Annotated in this window: 17 protein-coding genes; 12 read left to right on the top strand and 5 right to left on the bottom strand. The window is 39.2% G+C overall.

Annotated elements, in window-relative coordinates; translation table 11 throughout:
* Positions 1-3 precede the first annotated feature (3 nt).
* Positions 4-870 (top strand): MBL fold metallo-hydrolase, encoded by an 867-nt coding sequence (locus tag ASF86_RS06005; RefSeq protein WP_056480455.1) that lies wholly within the window; start codon positions 4-6, stop codon positions 868-870.
* 91 nt (positions 871-961) lie between these two features.
* Here the strand turns inward: ASF86_RS06005 and pcaU are convergent, their stop codons facing one another.
* Together pcaU and ASF86_RS05995 are read right to left on the bottom strand one after the other, a co-directional pair.
* Positions 962-1,774: an IclR family transcriptional regulator PcaU gene (pcaU, locus tag ASF86_RS06000; RefSeq protein ID WP_003652006.1), complete on the bottom strand. Its 813-nt coding sequence runs from the start codon at positions 1,772-1,774 to the stop codon at positions 962-964.
* Positions 1,775-1,817: 43 nt separating this feature from the next.
* Positions 1,818-2,738 carry a LysR family transcriptional regulator gene (locus ASF86_RS05995; RefSeq protein ID WP_056480451.1) on the bottom strand — a complete coding sequence of 307 codons (921 nt, stop codon included), beginning with the start codon at positions 2,736-2,738 and terminating at the stop codon, positions 1,818-1,820.
* Between the two features lie 89 nt (positions 2,739-2,827).
* Between ASF86_RS05995 and ASF86_RS05990 the strand changes: the two genes are divergently transcribed.
* The 4 genes from ASF86_RS05990 to ASF86_RS05975 are packed head-to-tail and all read left to right on the top strand — an operon-like array spanning position 2,828 to position 6,663.
* Positions 2,828-4,069, top strand: coding sequence for an acyl-CoA dehydrogenase family protein (locus ASF86_RS05990; RefSeq protein WP_056480449.1), 1,242 nt, complete (start codon positions 2,828-2,830; stop codon positions 4,067-4,069).
* Between the two features lie 17 nt (positions 4,070-4,086).
* Positions 4,087-5,208, top strand: coding sequence for a phosphotransferase family protein (locus tag ASF86_RS05985; protein ID WP_056480444.1), 1,122 nt, complete (start codon positions 4,087-4,089; stop codon positions 5,206-5,208).
* A complete protein-coding gene (locus tag ASF86_RS05980) occupies positions 5,205-5,903 on the top strand; it encodes a histidine phosphatase family protein (protein ID WP_056480441.1) in 699 nt (232 codons plus the stop codon). The genes ASF86_RS05985 and ASF86_RS05980 overlap by 4 nt, the downstream gene beginning before the upstream one ends.
* A 16-nt stretch (positions 5,904-5,919) precedes the next feature.
* Entirely contained in the window at positions 5,920-6,663 is a 744-nt protein-coding gene (locus ASF86_RS05975; RefSeq protein WP_004643004.1) for an SDR family oxidoreductase, read from the top strand.
* 38 nt (positions 6,664-6,701) lie between these two features.
* On the opposite strand, the gene ASF86_RS05970 is transcribed toward ASF86_RS05975, so the two are convergent.
* From ASF86_RS05970 to ASF86_RS05960, 3 genes are all read right to left on the bottom strand, one after another.
* A complete protein-coding gene (locus ASF86_RS05970) occupies positions 6,702-7,958 on the bottom strand; it encodes an OprD family outer membrane porin (protein WP_056480440.1) in 1,257 nt (418 codons plus the stop codon).
* 115 nt (positions 7,959-8,073) lie between these two features.
* Positions 8,074-9,423, bottom strand: coding sequence for a spinster family MFS transporter (locus tag ASF86_RS05965; protein ID WP_045431323.1), 1,350 nt, complete (start codon positions 9,421-9,423; stop codon positions 8,074-8,076).
* A gap of 436 nt (positions 9,424-9,859) precedes the next feature.
* The gene (locus tag ASF86_RS05960) at positions 9,860-10,327 is read right to left on the bottom strand and encodes a MarR family winged helix-turn-helix transcriptional regulator (RefSeq protein WP_004642999.1); all 468 of its coding nucleotides are present in this window, start codon (positions 10,325-10,327) and stop codon (positions 9,860-9,862) included.
* Between the two features lie 148 nt (positions 10,328-10,475).
* Here ASF86_RS05960 and ASF86_RS05955 point away from each other — a divergent pair, with 148 nt between their 5' ends.
* Genes ASF86_RS05955 through ASF86_RS05925 form a run of 7 tightly spaced genes read left to right on the top strand, consistent with a single transcriptional unit; the run spans position 10,476 to position 16,247 of the window.
* Entirely contained in the window at positions 10,476-11,585 is a 1,110-nt protein-coding gene (locus ASF86_RS05955; RefSeq protein WP_056480437.1) for an amidase, read from the top strand.
* 36 nt (positions 11,586-11,621) lie between these two features.
* Positions 11,622-12,770: an acyl-CoA dehydrogenase family protein gene (locus ASF86_RS05950; protein WP_081407641.1), complete on the top strand. Its 1,149-nt coding sequence runs from the start codon at positions 11,622-11,624 to the stop codon at positions 12,768-12,770.
* A 28-nt stretch (positions 12,771-12,798) separates the two neighbouring features.
* Positions 12,799-13,158, top strand: a complete 360-nt coding sequence (locus ASF86_RS05945) for a hypothetical protein (RefSeq protein WP_000387554.1) — start codon at positions 12,799-12,801, stop codon at positions 13,156-13,158.
* A gap of 10 nt (positions 13,159-13,168) precedes the next feature.
* Complete coding sequence (locus ASF86_RS05940; protein WP_056480431.1) at positions 13,169-13,696, top strand: nuclear transport factor 2 family protein; 528 nt, start codon at positions 13,169-13,171, stop codon at positions 13,694-13,696.
* A gap of 29 nt (positions 13,697-13,725) precedes the next feature.
* Complete coding sequence (locus ASF86_RS05935) at positions 13,726-15,003, top strand: aromatic ring-hydroxylating oxygenase subunit alpha (protein ID WP_056480429.1); 1,278 nt, start codon at positions 13,726-13,728, stop codon at positions 15,001-15,003.
* A 10-nt stretch (positions 15,004-15,013) separates the two neighbouring features.
* Positions 15,014-15,499 (top strand): aromatic-ring-hydroxylating dioxygenase subunit beta, encoded by a 486-nt coding sequence (locus tag ASF86_RS05930; RefSeq protein WP_056480428.1) that lies wholly within the window; start codon positions 15,014-15,016, stop codon positions 15,497-15,499.
* A 10-nt stretch (positions 15,500-15,509) separates the two neighbouring features.
* Complete coding sequence (locus tag ASF86_RS05925) at positions 15,510-16,247, top strand: SDR family NAD(P)-dependent oxidoreductase (RefSeq protein WP_056480427.1); 738 nt, start codon at positions 15,510-15,512, stop codon at positions 16,245-16,247.
* Positions 16,248-16,255 lie beyond the last annotated feature (8 nt).

Below are 16,255 nucleotides of genomic sequence, written 5' to 3'. Positions count from 1 at the left end.
CCTATGCAACAACCTCTAGTAAAAGATTTTTTTGATGAAAATACCAATACTTTTAGCTATGTTGTTGCGGATTTGGTTACGCGTCACTGCGCCATTATTGACAGTGTACTTGACTACGATGCAGCTTCGGCGACTACAAAAACGACTAATGCCGATTTAATTATCAATTATGTCTTGGCTCAAAACTTCAAAGTGCAATGGATTTTAGAAACCCACGTACACGCAGACCATATGACCGCGGCCCAATATTTAAAATCTAAATTGGGTGGCACAATTGCAATTAGTCAAAAAATCTCAGTAGTACAAGAAACTTTTTCTACTATCTATAATTTTGACTTTAAAAAATTTAATGAAAATCAGCCTTTTGATTATTTATTCGAAGATCACGAGCATTTTAAAATAGGGGATATAGCAGCCTATAACATTCCTACACCTGGGCATACACCTGCTTGCTTAAGCTATGTAATTGCTGATGCTGTTTTTGTGGGTGATACTTTATTTATGCCTGATTATGGTTCGGCTAGATGTGATTTTCCCAAAGGAAGCGCTGCCGCACTCTATGACTCGGTACAAAAGCTTTATGCACTTCCTGATGATATGCGTATGTTCTTGTGCCATGACTATAAGCCAGAAGGTCGTGATGAATATATCTGCCAGACAGACATTAAAACTCAAAAGCAAAGCAATATTCATTTAAACCAACAAGTTTCTAAAGAGTCATTCATAAAAATGCGTCAAGAAAGAGATGCAACTTTAGCAATGCCAAAACTAATCTTGCCTTCAATACAAATTAATATGAATGCAGGAAATTTTCCGGAACCTGAAGCGAATGGCATCCGTTATTTAAAAATACCATTTAATTATTTTTAGAAATAGCCTAAGCATATTCATTCATTATCACTTAACGAAATAGCCTAAGCAAATAATAAAATTTATCCCATGAAAATAGCCTAAGTAAGATTTAAAGAACTTGTCTCAAATCCCGTGAAGTCTCTTGCAATAAAGGCAAAATGTGTTGAATTAAATATTCTTCAGTTGTTTTCATGGTTGGAGAAACAATATTTAAAGCAGCAACGACTTTAAAGTCTTGCCCATAAATAGGTACGGCGAGTGCGTGAACGCCTAATTCATGTTCTTCACGTGAATAACACCAATCTTGTTCTCGAATCTCTTGTAGTAACTCTAAAAATTTATCGTTTTCAATATGCGTATATTTGGTTAAACGCTGTAGTGGGTATTTTTGAAGCCAGTCCAATTGTTCTTCTTGGCTTAAATGTGCTAGTAAAATTTTACCCGCCGAGGTCGCATGAGCAGGTAAGCGGTTACCCAAGTGTAGGCCGTATGGATTTACGCGGTCGGTTTGTTGGTGGGCCGCACTACGCGCAATGGTAATGGCTTCATAACCGTCAAGTACCATCACAGAATAAATAAGAGAGGTTTGGTTAGTTAATAAGTTTAATAAAGGCTGCGATACTTTTGGAAGTTGAGCAGCGCCCAAATATGCTCCTGAAAATTTCAGGACTTTTGGGGTTAAATAGTAATAGTGGCCATCTGACTCAAGATAACCTAGATATTCTAAGGTTAATAAATGGCGTCTTGCTGCCGCCCGGGTAAGTCCGGTTTTTTCAGCAGCCATAGAAATGTTTAGGCGATGTTGATTGCTACTAAAACTATCTAAAATTGCCATGCCTTTACCGATGCCAGCAATGTAATCTTCATGACGAATAGTTTTCTTGTTGTCCTGATTCTGGATTATTCGTTCATCTTTACTCATGACTGGTCCTTGTACGATGTAGACGTTAGTAGATCAATTTGCTTTACTGAAAAAGTTTAATAATTTCATGTCGCAAAAATTGATGCCTTAAATTATCCCTTAAATCTTCATGCCAAAACATCCCCATTTTGATATTGGTCATCTCAAATGGGAGTGAATGCAAACGAATTTCCGAACTATAGGATAAATGCTGCAAAATCATTCGGGGCATAGTCAATATTGCGTTCGCTTGAGCACCCAAAACTTGTAACGCCGTTGAGTAGTTTTGACAGCGCATGAATACATTTCTTGAAATTTTTTGATGTTGGTTTAAATAAATATCTTCAAGTAAAGCACCCGTACGGCGTGATGAAACACCGATGTGTCGACCATTAACATAGCTCGATAAATCGACTTCTTTAAGTTGACTGCAAATGACAAACTCATCTGTTACCAGATGGTCAAAGGTAATTTTTGGAGATAAGTATTGTTCTAGGTCAATTACGAAGTCGAGCTGTTGTGTCGCCAAGTCCGCCATAATATGTTTTCGATCTAGCTTCATACTCACAAACTGTAAATCTAAATTAAGATTCTGAAAATGTTGAGCCAGTCTTGGAAGAATAATCGGCTCAATTTCATCATGCACGGCGATTTTTAAGTTTTTTAAACTGGTTGGGTCAAAGACATGTTTCTGCTGGCTAATATTTTGAATGGTTAAAAGCGCTTGCTTCACAGTGGGGTAAATCTGTTCTGCAAAAGGCGTTGCAGACATTTTATTACCTACACGTATAAATACATCATCTTCAAGTTGTTGACGTAACCTTTGCAAGGCGTGGCTTGCTGCCGATTGCGTAATATTAAGACTACTTGCGGCATTTGAAATACTTTTTTGCTCATAAATAGCGATAAAAAGCGGATATAAATTGATATCTATTCGGTGGAAAAAGCTTAAATCAAGCCCATGCTGGTTATGAATATTATTCATGATGTGTTATTTAATAAAATCATTTCATTCATATTAAGTTTCAAGTTATGTTGATGTAAAGACAAGATAATGATGTAAAGGAAAAAAGAATGTTTGAACTTTCAAAAACAGCTCAAGATTTTGTCGAGCGAACAAGAAAATTTATTCAAGAAGAAATAGAACCTATTGAAGCAAAATTTTGGGAAGAAGTACATGAGCTAAATCCGGATGGAAACTGGAAAAAATGGCAGTGGCCAGCACTTCTAGAAACGCTGAAATCTAAAGCGAAGCAAGCTGGCCTTTGGAATATGTTTTTACCAGATGACAAACTCGGTGCAGGGTTATCAGTTCAAGAATATGCTCACATTGCCGAATTAACTGGTCGTAGTTTATTGGCACCCACCGTTTTTAACTGTAATGCACCAGATACGGGAAATATGGAATTGTTATGGCGCTATGGCAGTGAACAGCAAAAACAGCAATGGCTAAAGCCTTTATTGGACGGAAAAATTCGCTCGGTTTTTTGTATGACTGAACCAGACGTTGCTTCAAGTGATGCAACAAATATGCAAGCAACTGCACTCATAGAAGGGAATGAAATTGTTTTAAATGGCAAAAAATGGTGGTCTTCTGGTTTAGGTGACCCAAATGCCAAAGTCATTATTTTTATGGCTCATACTCCAGATGAAAGCAAAGACCGTCATCATCAACATTCCATGGTTTTAGTGCCTATTGATACGGCGGGTGTTGAAATTCAGCGTATGTTACCAGTGTTTGGTGAATACGATGCGCCACATGGACATGGTGAAGTTCATTTTAATAATGTTCGAGTGCCTCTTGATAACTTTATTGGTGGTGCAGGTCAAGGTTTTGAAATTGCTCAAGGCCGTTTAGGACCCGGGCGTATTCACCATTGCATGCGCTGTATTGGAGCTGCTGAAAAAGCTTTAGAACTGATGATTGACCGTGGTATGTCTAGAACTGCGTTTGGCAAAGAAATTTTAAAACTCGGTGGGAACCTCGAACGGGTAGCTGATGCACGGGTAGCGATAGATCAAGCTCGGCTTTTAACCTTGTATGCAGCCTATAAAATGGATACTTTAGGGAATATGGCCGCTTTAACAGAAATATCTGCAATTAAAGTGGTCGCTCCAAGTGTTTTAGAAAAAGTAGTCGACATGGCGATTCAGCTACATGGTGGCGCGGGCGTTTCAAGAGATACACCATTAACAGGTTTCTTTGCTCAAGCGCGTAGTTTACGTTTAGCTGATGGTCCAGATGAAGTACATAAAGGCATGATTGCCAAATTAGAGTTAGCAAAACGTGGTTATGGTCGTCATAAGAAAGTATAAGTTTAAAGGAAATTAGAATGTCGGTAATTGATATAGGCGGTGAAGTACGTGAAGGTGAAGAACTTGATATTGGAGCAGTTGAAAGTTGGTTAAAGAACCAAGGTGTTGAGTTGGTTGGCCCAGCAATCGTGACCCAATATACAGGTGGTGCTTCAAATTGGACTTATCGTTTAAAGTATGAAAATACCGATTTAATTTTACGACGTCCTCCAAAAGGAACAAAAGCGAAGTCAGCCCACGATATGGCCCGTGAATATATGGTGCAAAAAAATCTTGCGCCTTATTATCCAGTGCTTCCTAAAATGGTGGCACTTTGTCAGGATGAAACCGTTATTGGCTGTGATTTTTATGTCATGGAACGCATTGAAGGAATTATTCCTCGTGCAAAATTGCCGCCCGAGCTTAGATTTAATGAAGAAGATGTTCATGAGCTTTGTGTAAATGTGCTTGATAAGCTAATCGAGTTACACCAAGTTCCTTATGAAAACACGCCCTTAGCAGAGTTGGGCAAAGGTACAGGATATTGCCGTAGACAAGTTGAAGGTTGGGATAAACGCTATGAAAAAGTCCGCACAATCAACGTTCCTTCATTTAAATATGTTCGAAAATGGCTAAACGATAATATTCCTCAAGATTCCACGACTTGCATTATTCATAACGATTGGCGATTTGATAATGTGATTTTAGATCCAGAGCATCCAACTGAAGTGATTGGCGTGTTGGATTGGGAAATGGCAACGCTGGGTGATCCATTAATGGATTTAGGCAGTGCTTTAGCCTATTGGGTTGAGCCTACGGATAATATGATTTTTAGATCGACACGCCGTCAACCTACCCATTTAAAGGGAATGTTCTCTCGTAAAGAAGTTGTTGATTATTACCTGCAAAAAACAGGTTTGAACCCTCAAAATTGGGCTTTTTATGAGGTATTTGGCGTATTCCGTTTAGCAGTGATCGCTCAGCAAATTTACTACCGCTATTACCATAAACAAACGCGAAATCCAGCTTTTAAAGACTTCTGGATCGTCATTCATGCGTTACATGTGCGAGCTTTAAAACTTATTGGGCAACAAAAAATTCAAGAATCGGAATTTGCCCAGCAATCTCTACAGAAAATACAGGGTATTTTAAGAAAATGACCACAATTTATCTGGTAAGACATGGGCAGGCATCATTTGGTAAAAGTAACTATGATGAGTTGTCTGAAAATGGGGAGGCTCAAGCGACTTTATTAGGGCAATACTTTAAGCAAATATTGAAAGAACAACCTTATGTTGTGGCCGGAACCATGCAGCGCCATCAACAAACCGCACAACTCGCATTAAATGAATGCTTTCCAGATGCAGTGATTAATCACAATAGTTTATGGAACGAGTTTAATCATCAGCAGGTTTTTGCACGTTATGAACCGCGTTTTGAACAACCGGAATTGTTAAAAGCTGACGTAGCACAAGAACAGAACCCGCGTGCCTATCTTGCCAAAATATTCGAAGGCGCAATTGGACGATGGACTGATGGCGATTTTCATCATGAATATGATGAGTCATGGCCGCATTTTAAAGATAGAGTTGAAACGGCACTACAACAACTTTGTGATGAATTGGCAAAAACCAAACCTCGTTATGCAGTTGTTTTTACCTCTGGTGGTGTGATTTCTGTAGCAATTGGCAAATTACTTGAACTGAGTCCCAATCGAACTTTTGCCTTGAACTGGGCAATTACCAATACAAGTCTCACCACTTTACGTTTAGTTGGAAATGAAGCTCAGGTTTTAAGTTTAAATGAACATCATTTTATAAAAGCTGAGCGTCCAGATTTGCTGACATGGATTTAAAAATAAGGATAAAAGCATGGCAAAGACAATTTTAATTACAGGTGCAAGTTCTGGGTTGGGTGCGGGTATGGCTCATGAATTTGCAGCGAAAGGCTATAACTTGGCGATTTGTGCACGCCGTTTAGATCGATTAGAGACTTTAAAAACCGAACTTGAAAATGAATATGGCATTCAGGTGATTGCAAAAAGTCTAGATGTGACTCATTACGATCAGGTTTTCGAAGTTTTTCGTGCATTTAAGCAAGAGTTTGGTTATTTGGACCGAATTATTGTCAATGCTGGAGTCGGAAATGGTCGTCGTATTGGTAAAGGTAATTTTGAAATTAACAAAGCCACCGCTGAAACCAACTTTATTTCTGCTTTAGCACAATGTGAAGCTGCGGTTGAAATTTTTAGAGCGCAAAACGCAGGTCATTTGGTGGTGATGTCATCCATGAGTGCCATGCGTGGATTACCAAAACATTTATCTACTTATGCTGCAAGTAAAGCTGCGGTTGCTCACTTGGCTGAAGGTATTCGTGCTGAATTACTGGATACGCCAATTAAAGTTTCAACAATTTTCCCAGGTTACATTCGCACTGAAATGAATGAAGGTGCTAAACATTTGCCATTTGAAGTCGATGCTAAAACAGGGTGCAAAGCACTAGTCAAAGCTATCGAAAAACAACCAGTGAAAGCTTATGTACCGCAGTGGCCATGGTTGCCAATGAGTATTGCAATGAAGGTTTTGCCTTTAAGGTTGGTCAATAAATTAGGATAGAAATTACCCCCTAAATTTTAGGGGGTAATTTTTTATATTTAGAACTTCTTGGTGTAATTGACAAATAAACGGTCTTCACCAAAGTCATTGCCATGTTTGACGTTGTAATCAATACGAATGTATTGCAGGGCAACGCCTTTTAAATAAGGTTGTTGAAATGCATAGTTCAAAATCACATTTGACTCAGTTTCGTGATTTTTCTCGCCATTGGCTGCCTTGAAATCATAGCCATAAACATATTTCACCATCGCATTTAAGCCTGGTACATAGTCCTTAAAGTCGTAGCCATACATCACATGGTAAGACTTTTCATCTTCTTTAAAGAATCCAGTTGCGTTCCAGTTAATGAAATAGGTTTCAGGTAAGAAGCCATCTGGTAGTGGATAAGCTGATTCACCAATAATTTGTTGGTAGCCTAAACCAAAGGTATGGTTTTTCACTTTTACAGTTTCAAGTAGGCCGATGTTCTGCGCATCGATATCAAAAGTATTGCCATCATCTTTGGCATTGAAGTATTTAAACTTGGAAGTTAGGGCAAAAGTTGGCTGCTTCCATGTATGCTCAAGTCCCACATAATGCTTGTTATACAGATCCTCTAAATTACCAAAGTAATATTCACCCTTTAAAGACGGCGTAAATTGATAACGCAGGTCAATATAATTCAAACCATCAGATTCTTTAGTAATTCCATTTGCAGTGAAAGAAAACTTTTTAAAGTCTTCTTCATTTCGTGGCGAGACTTTTTCAACCCGACCAATTTCGGCATAGAGTTGATCTGAAAGTTGCGACTTAAGATTGGTTCCCCAATACGAAGTGAGTAACTGACGACTGGCATCGATAGCAGTTACGGGTAAATCCAACCAAAGCTCACCTACACTCAAAAGTGTTTTGTCATAGCCCAGCTTTAAGGTTGCGCCGTATTTTAGATAGTCTGATGCCTGAGATTGGGTTTCCTTATTAAAAGGCAAAACTGTATCGGCGACATGTTTGTCTGAACTTAAACGTACTGCATATTGAACGGAAGCATCTGCACCAATGGTGATTGGCTTGTCTGCTATTACTAGTGGGGTGTCATGCATTTTCGACTTATAAAATAAAGAGGCTGCCTGAGACCAACTGCCAGTATCTTTGAGTGCATCGTTGTCAAAATCGCGGTTGATATAGGCATTCTTTAAAGTGAATTTCCATTCATCTTCAGTTTGCTGATTCGGGTTTGCAGCCCATGAATTGCCACACATCAATACTAAGGTTGCTATAGCTAAAGTCTGCGGTTTAAAGCGATGTAATAATTCCATAATCCATTTCCAAAATAGATGCGCCGGTCCTAGGCATTACGTATTGTGAAATATTTGTGTAGTACTCCCTAAGTTCTTAAAGGGAGCACTGTTAAATAGCGGGTGATTTCTTCAATTAATTTAATTTTTCAAGCTTCATACTTTCACTAAAGAATTTGCAGCCTTTGAAAAGTAAAATTAAAGCCAGCACACAAGAGAACCCACCGACAATAGATAAAGATGAGCCAACCATTAAAGGATTAGCAAAAACTTTATCTGTAATGATTGCCACCAATGTTGTGCCAATACCAAGCCCAATTAAGTTACTGATCAAAAGGAAGAGAGCGGAAAGACGTGCTCTAAATTGATTTGGCGCTAACATTTGTAAGGCTGTTGCGGAAATCACCAGAGGGAACGATGCAAAGAACATTGCTGGAATGAGTAGGCTCACTGAAAGCCAGAGTTGGTCCGTTTGAGTAAAAAATGAAATTGGAATAATAAGACCAACAATACCAATCACACCTGTAATCATCGGAGCATCTTGGCGTCCTTTTTTGATAAACCAATCATTTAACCAACCTGCACAAAACACCCCTAATGTATTTGCAATTAACAGGATGGTACCGAGCATGTAACCTGTTTCTGTTGGAGCGAGTTGAAACTTTCGGATATAAAATGCGGGTGTCCAACTAGTAAGACTGTAGAGCGCCATAGCATAGAAGGTAAAACCTAAATAGTGACAGGCAAAGGTTTTCGAATGCTTTTTAATAAACTGAAGACATTGTGTGAATTTAACTTGGTCAACTTGCCCGTTTTGGTTGAGCTGCTGTCCTTTACGTGCTGGGTCTTTAACTGTCAGGATGAATAACAAACCAATAATGATGCCGGGTAAACCCACCACTAAAAAAGCGATTTGCCATGCCTTAAGTGCGCCTAATAAAGGAACTTGAATTAAAGTCACGCCTTTAAGTAAATTAATGACATAACCGCCGACTAAAAAGGCAATACCGCCACCTAAAAACGCTCCAACAGAATAGATCCCGACAGCGCGACCTAGCTTGTCCTTACTAAACATGTCGCTAAACATCGAGTAAGCGGCTGGAGATAAAGCAGCTTCGCCTACACCAACAGCCATACGACTTAAAAATAGTTGAATAAAATTTTTACTTAAACCACACGTGGCTGTTGCCAAACTCCAGACAATAATACCGATTGAGATAAGCTTTGGGCGTGAAAAACGGTCGGCAATATAGGCTAAAGGTAAGCCCATGACGGCGTAAAACAGTGAAAAGGCAAGGCCATGTAATAAGCTAAACTGGGTATCTGAAAGTTGAAGATCGGCTTTAATCGGCTCGATCATGAGAGCTAGAATTTGGCGATCAATAAATGAAAATATATAGGCCAACATACAAAGGATGACCACGTACCATGCATATGCATTGGTTTTCTTTTGTGTCCTTTCAACAGCAATATTACTTTGGTTCATACACTTAATCCTTATGTATAAAACTCTTTTAGAGAAGTTGAATCTCGGCTATCTATATTTCCTAAAAGATAGTTTGGTGTCCCCCCAATAACTTTTGAAAAATAAATAACCTGTTTGATTGAAGAATTGCCTTACATACAAACTGCATATACAGACAAAGATAGTTAAAGAAGAGGGTTAGAATTCCTATATGATGGAAATATTATTTTCTTTTTATATGTAAAATTCCATTACTTATTAAGTATGTTTGGATACCTAATAGGTATTTAAACAATCAGAAAATTTATAAATTATTATGATTTGTAGGAAGAAAATGATGTTTTATGATTTTAAATTTTTGATAAATATTAATAATTTTTAAAAAAATAAGCAGAAGATCATATCGGTTTTCTGCTTACTCTTTCATGTTTAAAACAAGATGAATAAGAGACCTCAGTTAGCTTGAAGGCATAAGATCAAATAATTTCTTCAACTGGTTATTTAGATTGTGGAGCTCATCTTCTGAAAAAGCATTCAAAATACCAGCCAAGGTCACAACACTAATCTGATTAATCTGTTCAACCAGCTCAACACCTTTAGCTGTCAATTTCACCATTGAGATCCGTTCATCTGAAGTAGAAGAGTAGACTTCAACAATTTCATCTTCAACTAACCGATATACAGCCTTGGTTGCAGTGGTTAATTTTAAAGTAGAAAGATTAGCAATATCGGTAATACTTGCTTCTCCAAGGGCATTGGTACTTAAAATAATTTTACGGCGTGTATTATCAATACCTAATTTTTTTATTGATTTTTCAATAAGTTGTGAATACTTTCCATTAACTTGGGAAATCCAAAAAAAAGGGAAGTTTTGAATACTCGACGGTTCTTTATTAGGAAGAAATTGTTCTAAATGATCAAGCATAGCTAAGCAATAACTTAGGAAAAAAGGGTAATCCTATTATAAACAAAATTTTGTATATTTCCTTGAGTACAAATTATAAAAAATACTTGACAATTCCATTAAATTTTCCCATATTTTAATCAATAGATAAAAATACATGGAAAAGTGAATGAATATTGTTAGCCAAAGCGTGCACAAAGGAAGTGGCAAGCTCAAGGTGATGGTCAAAGATACGATTGATATTCAGGGTCTAAAAACCATTGCTGGCAGTCGAGCTTTATTAGATGTTGAACCTGCTCAGGATGATGCTGAGGTCGTTAAAAACATTTTAAAAGCAGATTGTGAAATTATTGCGAAAACAAATTTGCACGAATTCGCTTTTGGAATTACTGGCATTAACCACGCTTTTGGTACACCCATTAATCCAAAATATCCTGAACTTATTCCTGGTGGGTCTTCAAGTGGTTCGGCTGCGGCTATTGCAGCAAAACAAGCTGACTTTACTTTAGGTACCGACACGGGTGGCTCTATTCGTATGCCCGCTGCATGCTGTGGAGTTTTTGGTTTAAAACCGACTTTTGGTCGTGTAAGTCGAAAAGGCGTATATCCGCCGTCAAGTTCTTTAGATTGCGTGGGTCCTTTTGCAAGTTCAGTCGAAATGATTGAAAAAGCTATGCAAATTATTGACCCAACTTTCAAGCCTACTGAATGTACTAGCACACCAAAACTTGCTGTTCTTGATGTAAAAGCAGATGACGTTATTTGGAACTGTATTCATCAAGTGCTTCAAAAAGCGAATTTACAGACCACTTCAGAAAAAGTTGAACATTTTGACGCGGCTTATGACGCAGGCATGCAGATTATTAATTATGAAAACTGGCAAGCTTTTGGTGAGTTAACCAAAACAGGTTTAATTGGTCCTGATGTAAATAACCGCCTGTTAAAAGCTGCTGAAACTACCTTAGAGCAAGTAAAGCAAGCCGAAGTTGTGAAGCAGCAGCTAACTCAGGAACTCGATGCTTTATTAGAAAAATATGACGCATTGATTTTACCAACACTTCCGCAAATTCCACCAAAAGTTACTGAAGCTGGAAATACAGTCGCTTTTTTGAATCTGACGGCTTTAGTTCGTCCATTTAATTTATCAGGACATCCCGCCATTTCAGTGCCACTTGAAACCAGTGAAGGTTTACCTGTGGGCTTACAGATCGTATCGAAGCATCAAAAAGATGAGCAATTATGCGCAATAGCTAAATTTTGTGTTGATGCAATGCAATAAATTACAAGGAGTTAGATGATGAATAAGTTATCTAAAATGGAGTTTACTTCTCAAGACAAAGCAGTTGACTTAGACGCTTTGTGTCAAGAAATTCGTGAGCGTGCCTGTACAGGTGAGTTTGATAATCAGGCTTATGTGAGCCAAGACGTTATCGAAAAGCTTAAGCAAATCGGTGTTTACCGTGCATTAGTTCCAAAACGTTTTGGCGGTGAAGAATGGTCACCACGACAGTTTTGTGAATTGATCGAAACTTTATCTAAAGCTGATGGTTCAGTAGGTTGGGTGGCTAGTTTCGGTATGAGTCCTGCGTATTTGGGAAGTTTGCCTGAAGATACACTTAAAGAATTGTACCAAAACGGACCAGATGTGGTGTTTGCTGGAGGTATCTTTCCACCGCAGCCTGCTGAAATTACCGATGAAGGTGTAGTGGTTCGTGGACGTTGGAAATTTTCAAGCGGCTGTATGGGAGCTGACATTGTTGGGGTAGGAATTTCACCACTTAAAAATAATGAAATGCAGGGCTTACCACGCATGGCAGTGATGCCTGCCAAAAAAGCCAAAATTGAAATGACTTGGGACACCGTTGGCCTAAAAGGTACAGGAAGTCATGACTTAGTCGTCGAAGATGTATTGGTCGAAAAGAAATGGACCTTTGTACGTGGTGAACCTTCAAAACTAAGCGAACCATTTTTTAAATATCCGTCACTGTCTTTAGCGACTCAAGTATTAACCGTTGTGGGTATTGGCGTTGCAGCTGCTGCATTAGAAGAATTTGAAAAATTAGCACCGGGTAAAGCATCTATTACGGGCGGGTCAGAAATTGCAAACCGCCCAGTGACTCAATATGAGTTTGCTCAAGCTGATGCAGAGTTTCAGGCTGCAAAATCTTGGTTTTATCAAACCATGGACATTGTATGGCATGAAATTATTGCTGGACGTGAAGCTAGTGCTGAACAAATTAGCGATATGCGTTTGGCATGTACCCATGCAGCGCGAGTTTGCGCCAAAGTCACCCGAAAAATGCAAATGCTCGCGGGTATGACAGCGATCTATACCAACAATCCATTTAGCCGTTTTGTAAACGACACCAACGTGGTGACTCAGCATGCCTTTATGGGCGATGCAACATTACAAAATGCAGGATCAATCAGTTTCGGGTTAAAGCCAACCCCAGGTTATTTATAAGTTTTTAATTTTTAAAAAGGATATTGAGATGGAAGCTAAAAAATCATTACGTGTTTTATTCTGCATGGGTATTAACCAAAACTTTTTTGATGCAGAACCTGCTGAAGCAAAAGCGGTTTGGGCAGCGTTTGGTGAAATGTGGAATGGCATTCATGACTTACCGGGTGTGCATGTTTTTGGAAATCTTGATGATGACCAAAGCATGGTTGGCCCAAGTGCAGGTTGGCCTTGGACAACGTACTTGCTTGCAGATGTTCCGGATATTGAAACCGTACATGCGGCTTGTAACTTGTTTAGAACTACGGTGGTGGGTGAAGGTCCCTACAAACTTTGGAAATATTGCAAAGTTGAAGCTCGTGTTGGGCGTGAACTGATTATCCAACGTTAAGGCGACCGCAATGACTGACAAAGTGAATATTGCAGAAATCATAGAGCGGCTAGAACAGTTAGAAGCGCACAACGCTATTCGTAATTGCCTGAACCGTTATATGGAAATCTGCGACGAGCTCAATGCAAATACAGATCTTGATCAACTCATGAATCTTTTTGATCAAGACTGTATTTGGGAAGGTATTGGCGAGAAATATGCCAAATCGTTTGGTCGATATGATTCTTGGCAGTCGATTTACGACATGTTTAAAAGCTACACCCAAAAAGAGTCTCACTTTGTCATGAATGCACACTTTGTAAATTCAGAACAAATTTATGTAAATCAAAATGATGCAGATGCTTCATGGCTTATGTTGCAAACCTCAACGTTTAAAGATGGCCGTAGTCATTTGAATGCAGCAAAGCTCAACGTGAAGTTTCAAAAGCAAGCAGATGGAACATGGAAGATTAAACATTTCCAAACACAGAATATTTTCAGTCGTCCCGTATCGCATTGGCACAGTGAAGCCGAACTGCCGGTACCTTCCCAGGAATGACCCAGGACATATTTAAAAGGACTATTGATATGAACAGTATTATCCCAACACATAACATTGGCACTGATTACGATGCTTTGGTTCAAAGTGACCGTGCCCATACCTCTCTTTATAAAGATGAACGCATTTTTGATGAAGAAATGGAAAAAATCTTTTATAGCACTTGGGTGTGGGTTGCTCATGCCAGCGAAATTCCGGAAGGCGGAAGCTATAAAACCATTAACATCGGTAAACAACCTGTTGTTGCGGTACGTGACCGTAAAAAGAAAGTCCATGTACTTTTAAACCGTTGCCGTCACCGTGCAGCAACCGTATGTGAACATAAAAAAGGAAAAACAAATAGTTTTGTATGTCCGTACCACGGTTGGAGTTATGCGCTTGATGGTAGCTTACGTGGTGTGCCATCTCCGGAAAGCTACGGCGATTGTTTAGATAAGTCTGAACTACCTTTGGTGAGTCTACGTGTAGAAGAATATAACGGCATGATTTTCGCTTCATTTAAGGAAGACATTCAACCGCTTGAAGAGTTCCTTGGACCTGCAAAAAAATGGATTGACCTGTTTATGAAACAAGGTGCGGGTTATCCAATTAAAGTGTTGGGTGAGCATCGTTTCCGGTTCCCTGGTAACTGGAAAATTCAGCTTGAAAATACCACCGATGCATATCACTTCCCATTGGTACACAAATCATTCTTAAGTTCTGTCGATGAAAAAACCGAAGAACTCTTTAACTTTGAAAACCAGCCGGGTTTTGTTGAAGATTTAGGAAATGGTCACAGTGTGATGGTGATGATTCCTGAATTGGTCGATCTAGATGAAGAATTAATGGAACGTCCAATTCAGGAACGTTTTGAAGACTTAGCTCAAGCTTTGCGCGACGAAGGCCATGAAGAATTAGAAGTGCGCCGTATTGTGCGTGCAGTTGGTGGTTCTGGCTTTAACTTAAATTTATTCCCGAATATTGCATGTTCAATGGCGTTCTTCCGTGTGTTGCAGCCAATTTCAGTTGCTGAAACAGAAATTCATCACTCGGTGATTACGATGGATGGTGGTCCGCAAATTGCCAACCAATATCGCTTACGTTTGCATGAACATTTCCAAGGCCCATTTGGTTTTGGTACACCAGATGACTCGGAAGCTTGGGAGCGTGTACAACACGGCGCCAATGCAGGCAATGATTTATGGATCATGTTGAACCGCGGTTTACCAGGTGAAGTTAAAACTGAAGATGGCTTAAAAAGTGATGTCAGTGCTGAAACAGGTATGCGTGCAGCATATCAGCAGTGGAAAAAGATGATGAAGGCTTAAGGAGAGAGCAATGAATATGAATCTACAATTATTAAATGAAGTCACTGCTTTCATCTGGGCTGAAGCAGATATGTTAGACCACAGTGAATACCGTGAATGGCTCAATTTATGGAATGAAAAGGGTATTTATATCATTCCAATTGACCCAAATCTCACTGACTACGAAAACAATTTAAATTATGCCTATGACGATAACCATATGCGCACTTTACGTGTAGAGCGTCTTGAAAATGGTGAAGCGATTTCTACAGCGCCTAAAGCAAATACAGTGCGTAGCATTTCTCGTGTACGAGTGATTCAAGACCAAGATAATGAAATTGTTTTGCGTTGTGCTCAAAACTTACGTGAGTTCCGTAAAGAAAACCTCAAGCATTACACCGCAGATATTACTTATCATTTGACGCGTGATGCGGCTACAGGTTTTAAAATTAATCGTAAAATCATTAACTTGGTTAATTCAACCGATACCTTAGCTGGTATTAGTTACATTCTTTAGGAGCGGTAACATGAAACAAGTTGTTTTAGTGACAGGTGCTGCTTCTGGACTCGGTAATGTCATTGCTGAATATTTTGCGAGCCAAGGCCATCAAGTGATTTTGTCAGCAAGTACGCTTGAAAAAGCCGAAAACGCCAAGGCACAAAGTCAATATGCACAAAATATGTTTCCAGTGAAATTAGATATTTCAGTCGAAGCAGATTTTCATGCCGTGGTGCAATGGATTGAAGAGAAATTTTCTAAACTTGATGTGTTGATTAACAATGCCACTGTCACCAAGGCAACTCCGGTATTAGAAATTACCGCAGCCGATTTTGATTGGGTGACCCAAGTCAACCAACGTGGCACTTTTCAGGCTTGTCAAATTATTGGCCAATATATGGCTAAGAAAGGCTATGGACGCATCATTAATATGGCGTCTTTAGCAGGGCAAAACGGTGGCACGGCAACGGGTGCACACTATGCGGCAACCAAAGGTGCGATTGTGACTTTAACCAAGATTTTTGCCAAAGAGTTTGCGGCAAAAGGTGTAACAGTCAATGCCATTGCACCGGGACCGATGGAATCACCCATCGTTCATAGTGTGGTGTCAGACGAAAAAATGGAACAGTTCATCCAAAATATTCCTGTTAAAGCTTTAGGAAGTATGCATTTTATTGCTGAAACTTGTGGGTTGCTCGCGAGTCCAAATGCGGGGTTTGTGACTGGTGCAACATGGGATATTAACGGTGGTTTATTCATGCGCTAAGCCATGAG

This window comes from Acinetobacter sp. Leaf130, from assembly GCF_001423205.1.
In the GTDB taxonomy this organism is placed as follows: domain Bacteria; phylum Pseudomonadota; class Gammaproteobacteria; order Pseudomonadales; family Moraxellaceae; genus Acinetobacter; species Acinetobacter calcoaceticus.
Note: the sequence above shows the minus strand (reverse complement) of the source record. Positions and strands in the feature narration are given on the sequence as shown.

Excerpts from the sequence above, each read along its gene's own strand:
- ASF86_RS05925 (WP_056480427.1), top strand. The coding sequence starts at position 15,510 with ATGAAACAAGTTGTTTTAGTGACAGGTGCTGCTTCTGGACTCGGTAAT.
- ASF86_RS05985 (WP_056480444.1), top strand. The coding sequence starts at position 4,087 with ATGTCGGTAATTGATATAGGCGGTGAAGTACGTGAAGGTGAAGAACTT.
- ASF86_RS05965 (WP_045431323.1), bottom strand. The coding sequence starts at position 9,423 with ATGAACCAAAGTAATATTGCTGTTGAAAGGACACAAAAGAAAACCAAT.
- ASF86_RS05930 (WP_056480428.1), top strand. The coding sequence starts at position 15,014 with ATGAATATGAATCTACAATTATTAAATGAAGTCACTGCTTTCATCTGG.
- ASF86_RS05995 (WP_056480451.1), bottom strand. The coding sequence starts at position 2,738 with ATGAATAATATTCATAACCAGCATGGGCTTGATTTAAGCTTTTTCCAC.
- pcaU (WP_003652006.1), bottom strand. The coding sequence starts at position 1,774 with ATGAGTAAAGATGAACGAATAATCCAGAATCAGGACAACAAGAAAACT.
- ASF86_RS05945 (WP_000387554.1), top strand. The coding sequence starts at position 12,799 with ATGGAAGCTAAAAAATCATTACGTGTTTTATTCTGCATGGGTATTAAC.
- ASF86_RS05935 (WP_056480429.1), top strand. The coding sequence starts at position 13,726 with ATGAACAGTATTATCCCAACACATAACATTGGCACTGATTACGATGCT.
- ASF86_RS06005 (WP_056480455.1), top strand. The coding sequence starts at position 4 with ATGCAACAACCTCTAGTAAAAGATTTTTTTGATGAAAATACCAATACT.
- ASF86_RS05950 (WP_081407641.1), top strand. The coding sequence starts at position 11,622 with ATGGAGTTTACTTCTCAAGACAAAGCAGTTGACTTAGACGCTTTGTGT.
- ASF86_RS05980 (WP_056480441.1), top strand. The coding sequence starts at position 5,205 with ATGACCACAATTTATCTGGTAAGACATGGGCAGGCATCATTTGGTAAA.
- ASF86_RS05940 (WP_056480431.1), top strand. The coding sequence starts at position 13,169 with ATGACTGACAAAGTGAATATTGCAGAAATCATAGAGCGGCTAGAACAG.
- ASF86_RS05955 (WP_056480437.1), top strand. The coding sequence starts at position 10,476 with ATGAATATTGTTAGCCAAAGCGTGCACAAAGGAAGTGGCAAGCTCAAG.
- ASF86_RS05990 (WP_056480449.1), top strand. The coding sequence starts at position 2,828 with ATGTTTGAACTTTCAAAAACAGCTCAAGATTTTGTCGAGCGAACAAGA.
- ASF86_RS05975 (WP_004643004.1), top strand. The coding sequence starts at position 5,920 with ATGGCAAAGACAATTTTAATTACAGGTGCAAGTTCTGGGTTGGGTGCG.
- ASF86_RS05970 (WP_056480440.1), bottom strand. The coding sequence starts at position 7,958 with ATGGAATTATTACATCGCTTTAAACCGCAGACTTTAGCTATAGCAACC.
- ASF86_RS05960 (WP_004642999.1), bottom strand. The coding sequence starts at position 10,327 with ATGCTTGATCATTTAGAACAATTTCTTCCTAATAAAGAACCGTCGAGT.